Consider the following 15,968-nt stretch of genomic DNA (forward strand, 5'->3'; position numbering starts at 1 on the left):
CAATCCTTTCGAACCCGCCGCTCAGGCGCGCGGGTGATGCTGTTGATGTAGCTGTTTCAGTCGTTCGGTCGCTACATGAGTATAAATTTGCGTGGTCGAGAGATCGCTGTGGCCTAACAACATCTGTACGACACGGAGATCGGCCCCATGGTTCAGCAAATGGGTGGCGAACGCGTGCCGCAACACGTGCGGCGACAGACGCTCGCTGTCGATGCCCGCAAGGATGGCATAGTGTTTGATGCGATGCCAGAACGTCTGTCGGGTCATTTGCTGACACCGGTTGCTGGGGAACAGCACATCCAGCGTCTGGCCGTTGACCAGCCACGGGCGCCCGTGCTCCAGATAATTTTCGATCCAGTAGACCGCTTCTTCGCCCAGCGGCACCAGCCGCTCCTTGTTGCCCTTGCCGATCACCCGCACCACGCCCTGACGCAGGCTGACGTCGCTGATGTTCAACCCCACCAGCTCAGAGACCCGCAGCCCGGTCGCGTACAACACCTCGAGCATCGCCTTGTCGCGCAGCTCCAGCGGCTGATCGACGCAGGGCGCCTGCAGCAGCGCATCGACCTGCGCCTCGCTCAGATCCTTCGGCAAACGCTGCGGCAGCTTCGGGGAAGCCAGCTGCGCGGTGGGATCGTCGGCGCGCAGCTTTTCGCGGTACAGATACTGAAACAGGCGACGCATGGCGCTCAGCAAGCGCGCGGAGCTGGTGGCCTTGTAGCCGCCGTCCACCCGCTCGGCGAGAAACGCCTGCAGATCCAAGGCCTGCGCCTGCAGCAAGTCGGTGTTTTGCTGGCCAAGCCAGGCGCCCAGGGCCTGCAAATCCAGCCGGTAGGAGGCCAGCGTATTTTCCGCCAGATTGCGCTCAAGCCACAGCGCATCCAGGAATTGTTCAATCAGCGCATTGTCTTGCTGTTGCACGCGGTCCTCTCTTCGTTGCATTTCCACCCGCGCCATTATGCCTTAAGCCGACGCAAATCAGGTATACTCGCTGCAATTCTCTAAACAGCAACGTAACGGTTTACACATGAAGATTGGTCTGTTTTACGGCTCCAGCACCTGCTACACCGAGATGGCGGCAGAAAAAATCCGTGAGATTCTGGGTGAAGACCTGGTCGACCTGCACAACCTGAAAGACGTCTCGCCCAAGCTGATGGAGGACTATTCCATTCTCATCCTCGGCATCCCGACCTGGGATTTCGGCGAACTGCAGGAAGACTGGGAAGCGATCTGGCCGCAACTGCCGGCGCTGGATCTGAAAGGCAAGATCGTCGCCATGTACGGCATGGGCGATCAGCTCGGTTACGGCGAGTGGTTCCTCGACGCGCTGGGTATGCTGCACGATCACATCGCACCGCTGGGCGTGCAGTTCATCGGCTTCTGGCCAACTGAGGGCTTCGAGTTCACCAGCCCCAAACCGCTGAGCGCCGACGGCAAACACTTCGTCGGCCTGGCGCTCGATGAGGTCAACCAATACGATCTGAGCGAAGAGCGCCTGCAGCAATGGTGCGAACAGATCCTGTTGGAAATGGAGCCGCTGCTGTAGCCGCTATCGGGCGATCTTCCCCAAACGCCGAGCGCCGGCGACATGATTCGCGCCGGCGCCCCCTATCAGTCTTGTTCGCCGTCACCCGCCGGCGGATACAGCAACAGCTGCCGCAGGTGGCGCCACTCCTCTTTGCTCATGCAGTCGGAAGCCAGCCACAGCCGACGGCGCTTTTTGCCCTCCATAGGCTGTAGCGTCAGCAGCAGGCCGTAGCCCGGCATCCAGGGCTTTTTCGCCAGCCGCCACTCGCGGCCGTGCCAGCTGAAACGCCTGTCCGCCAGCAGCCGCAGTTCACCCTGCACCGCAGCGATGCGCTTCTGGCTGCGAATGCACTGAAACACCACCAGCGTCAGCAACACCAGCCAGAGCGGACCAAAGCCTTCCGGCCAGGGCGAAATCAGGATCAGCAGGATCAGGACGCCGTGGGTCAACAGAGAGAACAGCTGGGTGCGCCAGGAAATGCGGATATCACATCGCCACTGGGCCACGATCTTTATTTCGCGTTTGGATCAGGGTCACCATTCTTTGCAGCTCGCTGTCCTGCGGCGCGCCATGATTCATCAGCCAGTTGAACAAATCGGGATCGTCGCACTCGAGCAGACGGATGAACAGCGCCTTGTCCGCGTCATTCAGGCTGTCGTATTCGTATTCGAAGAACGGCATGATGGAGATGTCCAGCTCGCGCATGCCACGACGGCAAGCCCAGTGAATACGTGCTTTGTTGTTAATATCCATGTTGTTATGACTCACCTCTTTTCAGCGCGGCAGCGCCAGCGCAGGGTTCAAATGACACACTGTATGGCAACGCCGTCGCAATATAATTCCATCAACCGGGGATCTGTCTGCAAGGGTGCCCTGGCCGCAAGCCTATAGAGTAACAATTTGACATACACGCCGGGAAGGCGCTTTGTGGCGGAAAACGCAATAAAGCGCAAAATGCCAAAAAAAGCGCTCCCCGGCGCCGCGGCGCGAATAACAGTTTGCAAAGCCCGCCGCCTCTTTTACCATGGGTTCAATACCCTTCAGGTAAGCTAAACGTTGAGCAGGAACTTACTATGGCGCATAACATTCCATTCCCACCCCGTCAGCCCTCCGCTTCCACCCATCTGCCCCTGACGCTGATCTCGCTGGAAGATTGGGCGCTGGTGACGCTGAACGGGCCGGACGCGGTGAAATATCTCCAGGGCCAGGTGACGGCGGACATCGACGCGCTGGCGGCCGATCAACACGTGCTGTGCGCCCACTGCGACGCCAAGGGCAAAATGTGGAGCAACCTGCGTCTGTTCCACCGTGGCGAAGGCTTCGCCTATCTGGAGCGCCGCAGCGTGCTGGACAGCCAACTGGCTGAAATCAAAAAATATGCGGTGTTTTCCAAAGTCACCATCGCCGCCGATAATGACGCGGTATTGCTGGGGGTCGCCGGTTTCCAGGCGCGCGCCGCGCTGGCGGGCCTGTTCGCCACGCTGCCGAGTGCCGAGCACCCGGTGGTGCAGGAAGGCGAAACCACGCTGCTGCACTTCGCTGCGCCGGCGGAACGTTTTCTGCTGGTGACCCGCCCCGCCGTGGCCGAACAGCTGATCGGCAAACTGCATGATCAGGCGGAACTGAATGACAGCAGCCAGTGGCTGGCGCTGGAGATCGAAGCCGGTTATCCGATTATCGACGCCGCCAACAGCGCGCAGCTGATCCCGCAGGCCACCAACCTGCAGGCGCTGGAAGGCATCAGCTTCAGCAAGGGCTGCTATACCGGCCAGGAGATGGTGGCGCGCGCCAAATTCCGCGGCGCCAACAAACGCGCGCTCTACTGGCTGGAAGGTAAAGCCGCTCGCGCCCCGCAGGCGGCGGAAGATCTGGAGCTGCAGCTGGGTGAAAACTGGCGCCGCACCGGCACCGTACTGGCGTCGAGCCAATTGGCCGACGGCACGCTGTGGGTGCAGGTGGTGATGAACAACGATTTGGACGCCGACAGCAAGCTGCGGGTACGCGACGATGCCGCCAGCCAGTTGGCGATCAAACCGTTGCCCTACTCGCTGGCCGAAGAGAAATAATCCGTCGGCCGCAGGCGCCCTGCCTGCGGCCATCTTCGTTACTCGTCCAACTCCCCGTCGCGCTGCACCAGATAAATCAGCACCAAAATGATGGTGATGAAGAAACGAAAGGCATCGGGAACGCCGTTCCACTGCTTCGACATCCACATGCCGAACCACTCGCCGCCTATCGACATGAAACCGACCTGCCAGGTGAGGAAGCCCAGCGTCAGGCCGACCACCGCCAGCTTTTTGCGACCGTTGAAGGCCCTGGCGGGCAGTTTCAGGCCGCCCAACAGTCGCAGGCCGCCGATCCAGCACAGCAGCGCGGTCAGGCTTTCCAGCGCGATGATGAAAATATAACCGGCGTGATGCAGCCACGGCGTCTGTATCGAGCGATAGCCGATGGTGGCGTCGGGGAAAATCGTGTCCATCATAAAGACATGGCGCACAAAGGCGAAGTTGGAGCCGTAGTCGGTGATGTTGCCGAAGGCGACCAGCGAAGCGAACAAGGCGATAGCGCAGACCAGCAGCGCTTTGGATAAGCGAACGATCATCTTGGTGAGTCCTGAACAGAGGTTAAAGAAACGGTATGCGGGCTCAGAAATGAAGGAACGGGCTTGCTGGATACCCGAAAGAAGCAAGCGCCTCTTTTTTAAAACAAAAGAGGCGCCAGTTCAATACGCATTCAGACGTAGCGGCAACGCTTAGACGTACAGGTAGATCGCCATGAAATGGCAGGCGCTGCCACCGAGCACGAAGCCGTGCCAGATGGCGTGGCCAAAGCGAATGCGCTTGGAAGCGTAGAAAATCACGCCCAGGGTATAGACCACCCCGCCGATCGCCAGCAGGGTGACGCCGCCGGCCTCCAGCCGCGTGACCAACTGATAAATCACGATCAGCGACAGCCAGCCCATCGTCAGGTAGGTCACCAACGACAGGGCTTCAAAACGGTGGGCGAAGGCCAGTTTGAACAGCACGCCGAGCAGCGCCAACCCCCAGATTACCGCCATCAATCCCTTCGCCAGCGGCGAATCCAGCCCCACCAGCAAAAACGGTGTGTAAGTGCCGGCAATCAGGAGATAAATGGCGCAGTGATCGAACTTTTTCAGCCAATGCTTGGCCTTCTGGTGCGGAATCGCATGGTACAGCGTGGAAGCGAGAAACAGCAGAATCATACTGCCGCCGTACAGGCTGTAACTGGTGATGGCCGTCGCATCGGCGCCGGTATTCACCGCCTGCACCAACAGCAACACCAGGCCGACGATGCCGAACACCAGCCCGATGCCGTGGCTGATGCTGTTGGCGATCTCTTCCGCCCACGGATAAGCCGCGGCGACAATCTTATTGGTCCCGGCTTTCACTACGTCCGTTTTCCCCATAACGCGCAACCCCTCAAAATGCCCTGCTTTGTTCGAAATTAACGCAAAGCAGCTTAACTGAGAATAATTCCAGTGTACACGTGTACGCTAAAATAAAAATGTGAACGCGTGTAACCATCGAAATCCCCTGCCCGGTGGTCTACAATCGTCAGGCTTCAACCCACCCACCTTGAGGTTTACACCATGTCATCCGCTGTACCCGCGTTAGATTTCGGTTCAATGACCCAGGCCATCCAGTTCCTGATGGAAATCGATAAGTTGAAAGGCGTGCAACGCCGCACCAAAGTGCTGGGCATCCAGCGCCAGGAAAACTCCGCCGAACACAGTTGGCACTTCGCCATCGCCGCCATGAGCCTGGCCCCGTACGCCGGTGATGACGTAGACATTCAGCGCGTGATCCAGATGGCGCTGCTGCATGACATCGTGGAAATCGACGCCGGTGACGTACTGGTCTACGATCTGGCCGCCCGCGCGGCGATCCACGATCAGGAAGTGGCGGCGGCGCGCCGTCTGTTCGGCATGCTGCCGCAGACACAGCGCGAGTATTTCACCGCTTTATGGCAGGAGTATGAAGATGGCGAAAGCGCCGATGCCCGCTTCGCCTTGCTGCTGGATCGCACCATGCCGATGCTGATGAACCTGCACAACGAAGGCCAGAGCTGGGTGGAAAACGGCATCAGCCTGGAGCAGGTACTGTCGCGCAATGCGGCGATCGCCGACGTGCATCCCGAGCTGTGGCGCCACCTGGAGCAACATCTGCGGGACGCGCAGCGCAAAGGCTGGTTGAAATAGGGGAACCGGGCTGCCGCCTCCGCGCCGCAGCCCGTTATCGTCACGCGAACGTCCGTTGGCGTTCCAACGCCTCCTCATAGCTCGGCATCGATCCCGCCGCACCGGCGCGCTCCACGCAGACCGCCGCATAGGCGGCGGCAAAGCGCACCGCCTCGGCTAACGGCACCTGATTCGCCAGTTGCGCCGCCAAGGCGCCGTTAAACGCATCGCCCGCGCCGGTGGTGTCTTTCGGCTGTGCCGGAAACGCCGGGATCAGTTCGCTGTTTTCCCCGTCCGAGAACAACGCCCCTTGCGTGCCCAACGTCACGATCAGCAAACGAATGCCCTTGGCGTGCAACACCTGCGCCGCCTGGCGCGCCGAAGCCACATCGCGCACCGGCACGCCGGTCAGCAACGTGCACTCGGTGGCGTTGGGCGTCAGCAGATCGACCTGCGCCAACAGGCTGTCCGGCACCAGCTGAAACGGCGCCGGGTTGAGTATGATGAACGTTTGCGCTTCGCGGGCAATGGCGATCACCTGCTCGATCGCCGGCAGGTTGTTCTCCAATTGAGTCAGTAGAATATCCGCCGCGGCGATCGCCGGCCGGCACTGACGCACCTCGTCTTCGCTGACCGTCAGGTTGGCGCCGGGATCGACGGCGATCATGTTTTCCGCATCCTCGCCGGCAACGTAGATAAGCGCATTGCCGGTGGGGCAATCGCCGGTAGAGAACAGCGTCACCGCATCGAAACCGGCGGCGGCGAGGTGGCGCCGGGCGAACGTGCCGAAGTCGTCGCGTCCCACCTTGCCGATATAATGCACCCGCGCTCCGGCGCGCAGCGCGGCGGTCGCCTGGTTGGCACCCTTGCCGCCCGCCCCCATCATGCTGTTGCGGGCGATCAGCGATTCGCCGGGCTGCGGAAAGCGCGCCATGCCGGCGACGATATCCAGGTTGAACGAACCGAACACGCAGACTTTGCCTTTCATTGCTGGTACTCCCTGCTCAATTGGAGGTGGCGCCGGGCGGCCAGACAGGCGCCTTTGCTGCCGGTTTCATCGCTGAGGCGGCTGACGGAGATCGTCAGCCCCTGCGCCGGCTGCGGCGCGCGCAGATGACGGCGGATCTCTTGCTCCAGCCGCGCCAGCGGAAAACCGCGCATGGCGATCACGCCGCCGCCCAGGATCAGGCGCTGGGGGTCGATCACGTTCATTTCGACGGCGATGGTCTGCGCCAATCGCTCGACGAAGCGCTGCAGATCAGGATGATCGCCGTGGCGTTCGAACAACCGGTCGAACGGCGTTTGCGCCGCGTTGGCGCGCGCCCAGCCGGTTAGCCAGTGACCGGACGTCAGACTCTCGACGCAGCCCCGTTTACCGCACGGGCATTCGCCCTGATGGCCCGGCCAGGGAATGTGCCCCAGCTCGCCGGCGGCGCCGTGCGCGCCGTGGTAAAAATCGCCGTTCAGCCACAGGCTGTTGCCCATGCCGGTGCCCAGATACAGCCCGACCGCCACCTGCGGCAACGCAGGCAGCTGCTGCAGATCCCACCACAGCAGATGATTGACGTCCTTGTCCATTCGCACCGGCAGCGCCAGCAAATCGGCCAACAGCGCCGCCACCGGCTGAGTGTCCAGCGCCGGGATAAACGGCAGCGACAGCACCCGTGAGCGATCGCGGCTGAGGATCCCCGGCAGCCCCAGCATCACCTGCGCCACCTGACGATCTTGGCAATGCCCGGCGATCAGCCGGCCCAACGCCGCCAGCGGATCGGCCTGCCGCGCCCAGTCGGCGGTCGCTATCTTGCGGTAACCGCTGAATTCACCTTCATCATCCATCAACAGCAGGCGGGTATTGGTGCCGCCGACGTCAACGCCAAGAAAATACCGCATCATGTCCCCCGCCTCAGGCCGCCTGCCGCATCTGATCCAGCATTTTTTCCCATGCCGTCTCCAGATCCGGATCGAGATTGAACAGCCCGGAGCTGCCGACGATCAACACTTCTGCACCGGCACCCATCAGATCGCGGTAAGTGCGCTGGTTGCAGGATCCGTCGATCTCGATCAGATAGCGCAGATTTTGTTGGCTTTTCAGATCGCGCAATTGGCGGATCTTTTCCAGCATCTCGGGAATGAACGGCTGCCCGGCATAGCCCGGATCGACGGTCATGACGGTGACCTTGTCCAGCAGGTGAAGGTAGTGGCGAATAAACTCCACCGGCGTGGCCGGGTTCAGCACCACCCCCACTTTTTTGCCCAGCGCGCGGATTTGATTGATCACCCGAAACGCGTCGCGGTTGATGGTTTCAGCGTGCGGGCAGATAAAGTCCGCGCCGGCGCGGGCGATTGGCTCGATAAAGTCGGTCGGGTTCTCCACCATCAGATGCACATCCAGCAACAACGAAGTGTGCGGGCGGATCTGTTCGATAAAGAACGGCGACAGCGTGATGTTTTTAACGTAATGCCCGTCCATGATGTCGATATGCAGCATATCGGCGCGGCGGTTCAGCACCGCCAATTGCTGGCGGATATCCATCAGGTTCATGCACATCAGTGAAGGCGAAATCTGGTATTTCATTAGCGTTATCCTGCGCAAAAGGGAAAAGGATCAGTGGCCCGCCGCGGTTCTGGCCTGGGCCGCGCTGCGGCGCATCGCCCGCCGCTGCCGATAGCGATGCCGGAAAAACTTCAGCGCCAGCACCGCGATCAGCACGGCGCCCCACATCGCCAGACTGAAATGCGGGCTGACGTTCATCAGATTCAAACCGGTCGCGATCACCTGTAGCACGATCAGCGCCAGCACCACGCCGCTGACCCGGCCAAAACCGCCGAACGGATCGGTGCCGCCCAGAATGATCGCCAGCACCGTGAGCAGCAGGTAAGAGTCGCCGTAGCCCATGCGCGCCGAGTTGAAGCGCGCCATCATCACCAGCCCGGCAATGACGCACAGCAGGCTGGAGAGGGTGTAAATGGCGATCAGCACCCGATGGGTATTCACGCCGCTGAAGTGGGTGGCGTTGATGTTGCTGCCGCTCATGTAGATGCATTTGCCGAGCCGGGTTTTCTGCAGGAACAGCGCCAGCAAGGCGGCGACCGCCAGGAAGATCCACAGTGGCACCGGCACGCCCAGCACGCTCTCGGCGCCGATAAACCGCACGATCTCCGGCATGCCGCTCAGGGCTGCGCCGCGCGTCAGGTAGATGCCGATGCCGTTGACCGTGGTCATGGTGGCCAGCGTCACCAAAATCGGGTGCGCGCCGACGTAGGCCACCAGTGCGCCGGTCGCCGCGCCGATAAGCCCGGCCAGCAGCATCGCCGCCGCCAGCGCCAAGGCCAGACACAGCGCCTGCAAGCCCAGCCCGGCGTCCGCCGGCAGGTAGCTGATGAACAGCCAGGCCATCAGCAGGCTGGTCAGGTTGGCGCTGGCGATAATGCACAGGTTCAGGCCGCCGCTGAGGATCGGAATGAACATCGCCAGCGTCAGCAGGCCCAGCTCCGGCAGCTGGAAGGCCACGCTGGTGAAGGTGGCGCCGCTGAAGAAGCGCCCCGGCATCAGCAGGCTGAAGGCGAGCACCACCGCCAGCAGCAAGGCCAGCAAACCGACGGCGGCCCCGTCCAGACGAAATTTCAGGTTGTTGCCCATCAAGCGCTCCTCAGGCGAAACCAACGTCGGTTTCTTTGCGTTTCTTGTAGTGAGTGACGGTGATCGCCGCGACGATCACCAGACCGATCACCACGTTCATGAAGTAGCTGGACACGCCGATCAGGTTAAGGCCGTTTTTCAGCACGCCGATCAGGAACACGCCCATCAGCGTGCCGACAACGCTGCCCTTGCCGCCGTTCAGGCTGGCGCCACCCAGCACCGCCGCCGCCAGCACGTCGAGCTCGCCGCCCACCAGCGCGTTGGGCACCACTTCCCCCATGCGATACACCTGCACCAGGCCGCCGATCGCCGCCATCGCGCCCAGATAGCCATAGGCGAACAGATGCAGCAGGCCGACGCGAATGCCGATGCGCCGCGCCGATTCCGCATCCCCGCCCACGGCAAACAGCTGGCGCCCGAGGTGCGTTTTGTTCAGCAGCAGCCAGGTCAGCAGCGCCACCGCCAGCATCACCAGCGTCGGCAAACCGAGCTGATAGCTCTGCTCACCCAGTTGGAACGGCAGCACGCTGCGCGGCAGCGTCCACCAGTCCGGCAATGCGTACAGGCTGCGGCCGTTGGTCAGCCACATCAGCATGCCGAACAACAACGCCTGCATGCTGATGGTGACGATGATCGAGACGATGCGCAGGCAGTAGATCAACAGCGCGTTGACCATGCCGAGCGCGGCGCCGATCGCCAACGCCAGCAAAATACTGCCCGCCGGGCTGGCCAGGCCATAATGCGTCGCCAGCGTGGCGATCAGGTACTGCACCACCGAGGCGACTGCGGCGAAGGAAATGTCGATGCCGCCGGTCACCAGCACCACGAACAGGCCGAGGGCGAATATGCCGCTCACCGCGTAGCTTTCGCTGAGATCGAGCAGGTTTTGCACCGTCAAAAACTGATCGCTGAGCAGCGAAAAGACGATGACCGTCAGCAGCAGCACCCAGGCCAGGTAGCCTTCGTTGCCGCGCGGTTTCAGACTGAATCTACGCATTAACCGCCTCCGCCAGCTGCTGCTGGCTCACCTGCTCCGGCAGGTACTCGCCGATCACGCTGCCGCCGCTGAAGTGCAGCACCCGATCGCAGTTGTAATACACCTCGGGCACCTCGTCGGAGATCAGCAGAATCGCGATCCCCTCCTGCGCCAGCAGATGGATCAGTTGGTAGATGCTGGCCTTGGCGCCGACGTCGACACCGACGGTCGGCGAGTCGAGGATCAGGATCCGCGGTTGGGTCAGCACCCACTTGGCCAACACGATCTTTTGCTGGTTGCCGCCGGACAGCGTCGAAACCGCCTGCTCCGGATCCGCCACCCGCACGCCAAGTTTGGCGATCCACTCCGCGACGATGCGATTCTTGCGGTAGTCGTCAATCAGGCGAAAACGCCCGCGCAGCTTATCGAGAATGGTCAGCACCGCGTTGTCCGCCACCGACTGTTGCTGCACCAGGCCGAGCGTCAGGCGATCCTCCGAGACGTAGCCGATGCCGGCTTTGATCGCGTCCTCATGGCCGCGAAAGCGCACCGGTTTGCTGTCGAGGTAAAGCTTGCCGCTGTCCGGCCGGGTCATGCCGAACAGGCTCAGCGCCAGCTCGGTGCGCCCGGAGCCGAGCAGTCCGCACAGCCCGAGCACCTCGCCCTGATGCAGGCGGAAGCTGACATCGTGATACTGCCCGGCGCGGCTGAGACGATCCGCCTCCAGCATCACCCGATCCTTATTCATGCTCGGTGACTTCAGGCGATAGTCCAGCGTCAGGCCGGTCATCAATTCGGTCAGGCGATCGCCGGTGATCTCCGCCGCCGGCCAGGTGCCGATCTTGTTGCCGTCGCGGATCACCGTGACGCGATCGGAGATCTCCAGCACCTCGTCCAGCCGATGGCTGACGAACACCACGCAGATGCCCTGCGCTTTCAAATAATCCACCGTGCGCAGCAGCTGATTGACCTCGGTGCGGGTCAGCGAGGCGGTCGGTTCATCCATGATCACCAGCCGTGCCTGCGCCACCAGCGCGCGGCAGATCGCCACCTGCTGGCGCTGGGCGATCGGCAGTTCCGCCACCGGTTTGTCGAGATCGAGATTGAAATTCAGCTCCTGCAGCAGGCGCTCGGCGGTGCGCCGCAGCCTCGCCGGGCGGTGCCATCCCAATAGCCCGTGCAGGTTGTGCTCAAAGGCGATGTTTTCCGCCACCGTCAGGTTGGGAAACAGCGACAGATCCTGATAGATCACCTGAATGCCGAAGGCGCGCGCCTGATCCGGCGATAGCCGGCCGAAGGTTTGCCCATCGAAGGTAATGCGGCTGCCGTCATCCGGTTGATACACGCCGGCGATCGCCTTGATCAACGTACTCTTGCCGCAGCCATTGGTGCCGGCCAGGCAGTGCACCTCCCCCGGCATCAGCGCCAATGAAATATCGTTCAGCGCGCGCTGCCCGCCGAAGGTCATCGACAGCTGTTGCAGTTCGATAAGCGGCGCGCCCCTCGTTGCCGTATTGCCGGAAATCGCCATGATTACAGCCCCATCTTCACCAGCTTCGGCAGGTTTTGCTTATCCAGGCTTTCGGTGGCATTGCCGAGAATGGTGTGCTGCTGCGCATCCACCTGCACCTTGCCCATGCCTTCGATGGTCATGCCATCGGTGATTTTTTCGCCCTTGTGCATCATGTCGGCGATGCGCACGAACACTTCGCCCGCCACCATCGGGTTCCAGATATAACCGCCCTTGATGGCGCCGCGATTGACCAGCGAAGCGCCCTGCCCTGGGCTGAACGGCCCGATGACGCAGATATCGTTGCTTTTGCCGCGGTTGAGCACCGCGCGCCCGGCGCCGATCGGCCCCTGCGAACCGAACGCCAGCACGCCTTTCAGATCGGGATATTTGGCCATCAGATCGTTGGTGGTGCGCACGCTGTCATCCAGCGATTCCCCCACGCCGAACTTGTCGCCCACCAGCTGCATGTTCGGGTAGTGCTGCTTCTGGTAATTGATGGCCGAGTCCGACCAGGTGATGTGCAGCGGCACCGTCAGGCTGCCGACGTATACCGCGTACTTGCCCTGCTCTTTCATGCAGGCGGCCAGCGCTTTCATGTGGTTGACCCCGTGCTGCGAGGCGTCCACCAGCTCAAAATCCCAGTCGGCGTACTTCTGGCCGGGGGACTCGTGCACGATCACTTTGATGCCCGCCTCCTGCGCGCGCTTGAGCACCGGCTCCAGCACCCGGGCGTCGTTCGGCACCACGCCGATGATGTCCACCTTCTGCGCGATCAGATCCTCGATGGCGCGCACCTGCAGCGCCGGATCCGCCGCCGTCGGCCCGACCATCCAGGCGTCGATGCCGCGTTTGGCGCTCTCGCTTTTGATGCCGGCCTCCATGGCGTTGAACCAGGGAATGCCGCCGATCTTCACCACCACGCCCATTTTCAGCTTGTCCGCCGCCTGCGCGGAGACCGACAGCAGCAGCGAGGCAAACAGACCGACCAGTACGGATTTTTTCATTGTTCTCTCTCCACAAGTGTTGGCTGTAATAAAAGGTTTTCGTTGTTGTTATCGCGCCGCCCTTTTCGCGACGGGTGAAACTTCAATCACATCGACGTTGTTCCAGGCCAATTCCTGACGAAACTCGTCATCGCCAAGCCTGTCGGTGATCAGCGTATCTATTTCCCGGTAATGGCAAATGCGGGCGAACGAGCGGCGGCCGAACTTGTTGCTGTCCACCAGCAGGAACTTGCGCTCCGAGGCCAGCAGCATCTGTTGCTTCAGCCGCGCATGGTGCTCATTGCTCTCGCGGATGCCGCCGTCCTGGCAAATGCCGTGGCAGGAGAAAAACAGCTTGTTGATCACGAACTCTTTCAGCATCTGCTCCGCCAGCACGCCGATAAAATCCTCGTACTTGGCGGAATACTCGCCCCCCAGCCCGATGGTGCGCACGTTGGCCTTGCAGGCCAGCGTCTGGATGATGTGCAGCGAGTTGGTCAGCACCACCAGCGAGATATCCGGCAGCTGGCGCGCCAAAAACCAGCTGGTGGAGCTGCTGTCCAGCAGCAGGCAATCCCCGGGCGCGATAAACTCCAGCGCGCGTTTGGCGATGCGCGTCTTCTGCTCCGGCGACTCATTGCTGCGCTGGCGGAAGGACTCCCCCTGATCTATCTCGGCGGGCACATAGGTTTTTTCCACCGCCGGCGGCTCGACGAAGACCGCGCCGCCGTGGCTGCGCAGCAGCAGGCCGCGCCGTTCCAGCAGGGCCAGATCACGCCGCGCCGTCTCGATAGAGATGTGGCACAGCTGCGCCACCTCCTGCACCATCACGCGGCCGCGCTGGCTCAAGACTTCGGTAATAAAGCGATGACGTTCTACAGGCAGCATGTTTCTTTTCTCCTCCACGACGATGATTACGATATCGATTTGCCGCGCCGCGTTTTGCGCGCAGACGCAAAGCGCATCGCCCCGCGATCGGTCAACGCTCGCGCTGTGATAGTTGTCAAAAAAATCGGGAAGGAAATGAAATGAATAATTACGAAAGTGTGGAGTAACAGACAGTTATGATGCGCGACCGCCTGAGACAGACAGGAGAGAAACGGTAAACGGTCACAATTCCACGTTCCGCGGCATGACCGTTAATGACCGTTTGTGTGGTTTTGACCGAGCGCCGCAAGGAGACAGCCGGCGTTGATAACGCATTACCTGAAAAAACAGCAAAAAAAATCCGGTGAGAATCTCACCGGATCGTTAGCCGCCTGACACAAATTATTCCTCGTGCTCATGCTCTTTCAACATCGCCTCACGCAACACGGCGTTCAGGCGTTTCTGATAGCCTTTGCCTGGTCGCTGAAGCCAAGCCAACACATCCGCATCGATTCGGATGGTTTTTGATACTTTCATCGGCTTATAAAAACGCCCCTGAACCGCAGTCTGCCACGTTTCTTCCCCCAGCGCCGGCGCATCGGCATAATCGATTCCCTCGTCCGGCAACGCACTCAGTGAAGCAATTTGCGCTTTCTGCTCCTCCGTCAACGGCGGGAGTACGCTATGGGCCAGATTTTTGGCGGAATTTTTGCGCTTCATATCTTCCCCTCTCTTTGGCATCGGCCTTGCGTGCTGAAATGATACGCACGATCTCTACTGTATCGCCTTCGACATCCGTTTCGATCGTCGTATGTGCCACCAGCAACAGCAAACAGGATCCGACCATACCGATCGTTTGCCAACGTTCTTCTCCATCCTCGATCCTTTCCAGCACAGCCAAATGGTTGGGATCCAGAAAAACCCGTTGCGCTATCTCAAAACTGACACGGTGTTTGCGCTGGTTACTGTGATTTTTATCCTGATTCCATTCAAAATAAACATACATTTTTGTAACTACATTTTGGTTGTTATTTAATCAAAATACATCACCTCCGAAGGGATGTCAAAATTCTCCGGATGCGTTCAACGCCCGCCTGCGGCCTCGATAAAGGTGCCGGTCACGTAAGACGCGGCGTCAGACAGCAGCCAGGCGATCGCCTCCGCCACTTCCTGCGGCTGGCCGCCGCGCTGCATCGGTAAACTGTCCTTCACGCGATCCACCCGGCCGGGTTCGCCGCCGCTGGCGTGCATCTCGGTATAGATGAATCCGGGCCGCACGCCGTTGACGCGGATGCCCTGCGCCGCCACCTCGCGCGATAACCCGATGGTCAGGGTATCGACGGCGCCTTTCGAGGCGGCGTAATCGACGTATTCCCCCGGCGCGCCTAAACGGGAAGCGGCGGAGGACACATTGACGATAGCGCCGCCCTGCCCGCCATGGCGCTGCGCCATGCGCTTCACCGCCTCGCGGCAACACAAGAAATACCCGGTGACGTTGGTGCCGAGCACCTTATTGATGCGCTCGGCGGTCAACTGTTCAATGTTCGCCTGCCGGAACAGAATGCCGGCGTTGTTGACCAGCGCGCTAAGCGTGCCCAGCCCGGCATCCAGCGCCCTGAACATCGCCATCACCTGCGCTTCATCGGCCACGTCGGCCTGCAGCGCCAGCGCCTTGCCGCCCTGCGCCTCAATCTCCGCCACCACCTGCCGCGCCGCACTTTCGTCGCGCAGGTAATTCACGCCCACCGCATAGCCCTGCCGGGCCAGCAGCAACGCAGTCGCGCGGCCAATTCCCCGGCTTGCGCCGGTCACCAATGCCACTTTCATCATCGTATTTTTTCTCTGGTTGGCGATGTCGACAACGGCCTGCGCACAGGCCTTCCGTTTGCCCGTCAGAGTATAGAGCGGCGCCCTAAAAAACGCTTCAAAGCTGAGCCAGGCGGCGCAGCTGCTTTTTAATGCGCGACTTGGCGCAGCCGTAAGCGTCCGTCTCCGCCGCCTGATGCACCCGCTGCAAAGCGGAAGCATGATGGCCGCCGTGGCTATGGCTCTGCGCATCACTGCGAAAAGACAGCATCAACAGAACGAGCAGTATCGCCACGCCTGAATACATCAGCCGCCGCGAGGCGCCCGCGTTCGGGAAACCTTCAGTCTGCATGTTTCGCTCCCTCAGCCATGATTTCGAATGGCAGCAAAATAACTGAAATTCCCCCCCGCTCCCTTAACGCGAGATTAAAGCCAGATTAAGGTTTGCTTAAGAACG

The 15,968-nt window shown here is 61.0% G+C and carries 20 protein-coding genes; 3 read left to right on the forward strand and 17 right to left on the reverse strand.

All coding sequences use genetic code 11. The annotated features are described in order from the left end of the window. Positions 1–21: 21 nt before the first annotated feature. The gene (gene xerD / locus CPH57_RS16655; RefSeq protein WP_033644935.1) at positions 22–921 is read right to left on the reverse strand and encodes a site-specific tyrosine recombinase XerD; all 900 of its coding nucleotides are present in this window, start codon (positions 919–921) and stop codon (positions 22–24) included. A 106-nt stretch (positions 922–1,027) separates the two neighbouring features. On the opposite strand from xerD, the gene fldB reads away from it, so the two are divergent. After that, the gene (fldB, locus tag CPH57_RS16660) at positions 1,028–1,546 is read left to right on the forward strand and encodes a flavodoxin FldB (protein ID WP_033635825.1); all 519 of its coding nucleotides are present in this window, start codon (positions 1,028–1,030) and stop codon (positions 1,544–1,546) included. Between the two features lie 65 nt (positions 1,547–1,611). Here fldB and CPH57_RS16665 read toward each other — a convergent pair whose 3' ends face one another. Next, on the reverse strand, positions 1,612–2,034 hold the full coding sequence (locus CPH57_RS16665; protein ID WP_042785308.1) for a protein YgfX: 423 nt from the start codon (positions 2,032–2,034) through the stop codon (positions 1,612–1,614). Further along, on the reverse strand, positions 2,015–2,281 hold the full coding sequence (sdhE, locus tag CPH57_RS16670) for an FAD assembly factor SdhE (RefSeq protein ID WP_019455657.1): 267 nt from the start codon (positions 2,279–2,281) through the stop codon (positions 2,015–2,017). The genes CPH57_RS16665 and sdhE overlap by 20 nt, the downstream gene beginning before the upstream one ends. A 320-nt stretch (positions 2,282–2,601) precedes the next feature. Here sdhE and ygfZ point away from each other — a divergent pair, with 320 nt between their 5' ends. After that, complete coding sequence (ygfZ, locus tag CPH57_RS16675; RefSeq protein ID WP_047573794.1) at positions 2,602–3,594, forward strand: tRNA-modifying protein YgfZ; 993 nt, start codon at positions 2,602–2,604, stop codon at positions 3,592–3,594. A gap of 38 nt (positions 3,595–3,632) precedes the next feature. Here ygfZ and CPH57_RS16680 read toward each other — a convergent pair whose 3' ends face one another. Continuing rightward, positions 3,633–4,130, reverse strand: a complete 498-nt coding sequence (locus tag CPH57_RS16680; protein ID WP_033644774.1) for a DUF2165 family protein — start codon at positions 4,128–4,130, stop codon at positions 3,633–3,635. A 150-nt stretch (positions 4,131–4,280) separates the two neighbouring features. Continuing rightward, complete coding sequence (locus CPH57_RS16685) at positions 4,281–4,955, reverse strand: hemolysin III family protein (protein ID WP_033644772.1); 675 nt, start codon at positions 4,953–4,955, stop codon at positions 4,281–4,283. A 183-nt stretch (positions 4,956–5,138) separates the two neighbouring features. Between CPH57_RS16685 and CPH57_RS16690 the strand changes: the two genes are divergently transcribed. After that, positions 5,139–5,747, forward strand: a complete 609-nt coding sequence (locus CPH57_RS16690; protein WP_046687752.1) for an HD family hydrolase — start codon at positions 5,139–5,141, stop codon at positions 5,745–5,747. 40 nt (positions 5,748–5,787) lie between these two features. Here the strand turns inward: CPH57_RS16690 and rbsK are convergent, their stop codons facing one another. The 12 genes from rbsK to CPH57_RS16750 form a co-directional block, all read right to left on the reverse strand. Beyond that, the gene (gene rbsK / locus CPH57_RS16695) at positions 5,788–6,714 is read right to left on the reverse strand and encodes a ribokinase (protein WP_046687753.1); all 927 of its coding nucleotides are present in this window, start codon (positions 6,712–6,714) and stop codon (positions 5,788–5,790) included. Further along, positions 6,711–7,619, reverse strand: a complete 909-nt coding sequence (gene alsK / locus CPH57_RS16700; protein WP_046687754.1) for an allose kinase — start codon at positions 7,617–7,619, stop codon at positions 6,711–6,713. The genes rbsK and alsK overlap by 4 nt, the downstream gene beginning before the upstream one ends. Before the next feature lie 10 nt (positions 7,620–7,629). Beyond that, the gene (alsE, locus tag CPH57_RS16705; RefSeq protein ID WP_033644765.1) at positions 7,630–8,301 is read right to left on the reverse strand and encodes a D-allulose 6-phosphate 3-epimerase; all 672 of its coding nucleotides are present in this window, start codon (positions 8,299–8,301) and stop codon (positions 7,630–7,632) included. Positions 8,302–8,331: 30 nt separating this feature from the next. Continuing rightward, positions 8,332–9,366: an ABC transporter permease gene (locus CPH57_RS16710; protein WP_046687755.1), complete on the reverse strand. Its 1,035-nt coding sequence runs from the start codon at positions 9,364–9,366 to the stop codon at positions 8,332–8,334. 10 nt (positions 9,367–9,376) lie between these two features. Beyond that, positions 9,377–10,363 (reverse strand): ABC transporter permease, encoded by a 987-nt coding sequence (locus CPH57_RS16715; protein ID WP_025304132.1) that lies wholly within the window; start codon positions 10,361–10,363, stop codon positions 9,377–9,379. Beyond that, positions 10,356–11,873: a sugar ABC transporter ATP-binding protein gene (locus tag CPH57_RS16720; protein WP_046687756.1), complete on the reverse strand. Its 1,518-nt coding sequence runs from the start codon at positions 11,871–11,873 to the stop codon at positions 10,356–10,358. Before CPH57_RS16720 ends, CPH57_RS16715 begins: the two co-directional genes overlap by 8 nt. A gap of 2 nt (positions 11,874–11,875) precedes the next feature. Continuing rightward, entirely contained in the window at positions 11,876–12,859 is a 984-nt protein-coding gene (locus CPH57_RS16725; RefSeq protein WP_025304134.1) for a substrate-binding domain-containing protein, read from the reverse strand. A 48-nt stretch (positions 12,860–12,907) separates the two neighbouring features. Then, on the reverse strand, positions 12,908–13,726 hold the full coding sequence (locus CPH57_RS16730; RefSeq protein WP_096242574.1) for a DeoR/GlpR family DNA-binding transcription regulator: 819 nt from the start codon (positions 13,724–13,726) through the stop codon (positions 12,908–12,910). Positions 13,727–14,107: 381 nt separating this feature from the next. Continuing rightward, a complete protein-coding gene (locus CPH57_RS16735) occupies positions 14,108–14,425 on the reverse strand; it encodes a BrnA antitoxin family protein (RefSeq protein WP_016929995.1) in 318 nt (105 codons plus the stop codon). Beyond that, the gene (locus tag CPH57_RS16740) at positions 14,388–14,711 is read right to left on the reverse strand and encodes a BrnT family toxin (protein ID WP_071845113.1); all 324 of its coding nucleotides are present in this window, start codon (positions 14,709–14,711) and stop codon (positions 14,388–14,390) included. The genes CPH57_RS16735 and CPH57_RS16740 overlap by 38 nt, the downstream gene beginning before the upstream one ends. Before the next feature lie 77 nt (positions 14,712–14,788). Further along, the gene (locus CPH57_RS16745) at positions 14,789–15,532 is read right to left on the reverse strand and encodes an SDR family oxidoreductase (RefSeq protein ID WP_162997468.1); all 744 of its coding nucleotides are present in this window, start codon (positions 15,530–15,532) and stop codon (positions 14,789–14,791) included. Between the two features lie 97 nt (positions 15,533–15,629). Beyond that, positions 15,630–15,863 (reverse strand): hypothetical protein, encoded by a 234-nt coding sequence (locus CPH57_RS16750; protein WP_096242575.1) that lies wholly within the window; start codon positions 15,861–15,863, stop codon positions 15,630–15,632. Positions 15,864–15,968: the final 105 nt, after the last annotated feature.

This window comes from Serratia sp. JKS000199 (assembly GCF_900215455.1).
Lineage (GTDB): Bacteria > Pseudomonadota > Gammaproteobacteria > Enterobacterales > Enterobacteriaceae > Serratia > Serratia ureilytica.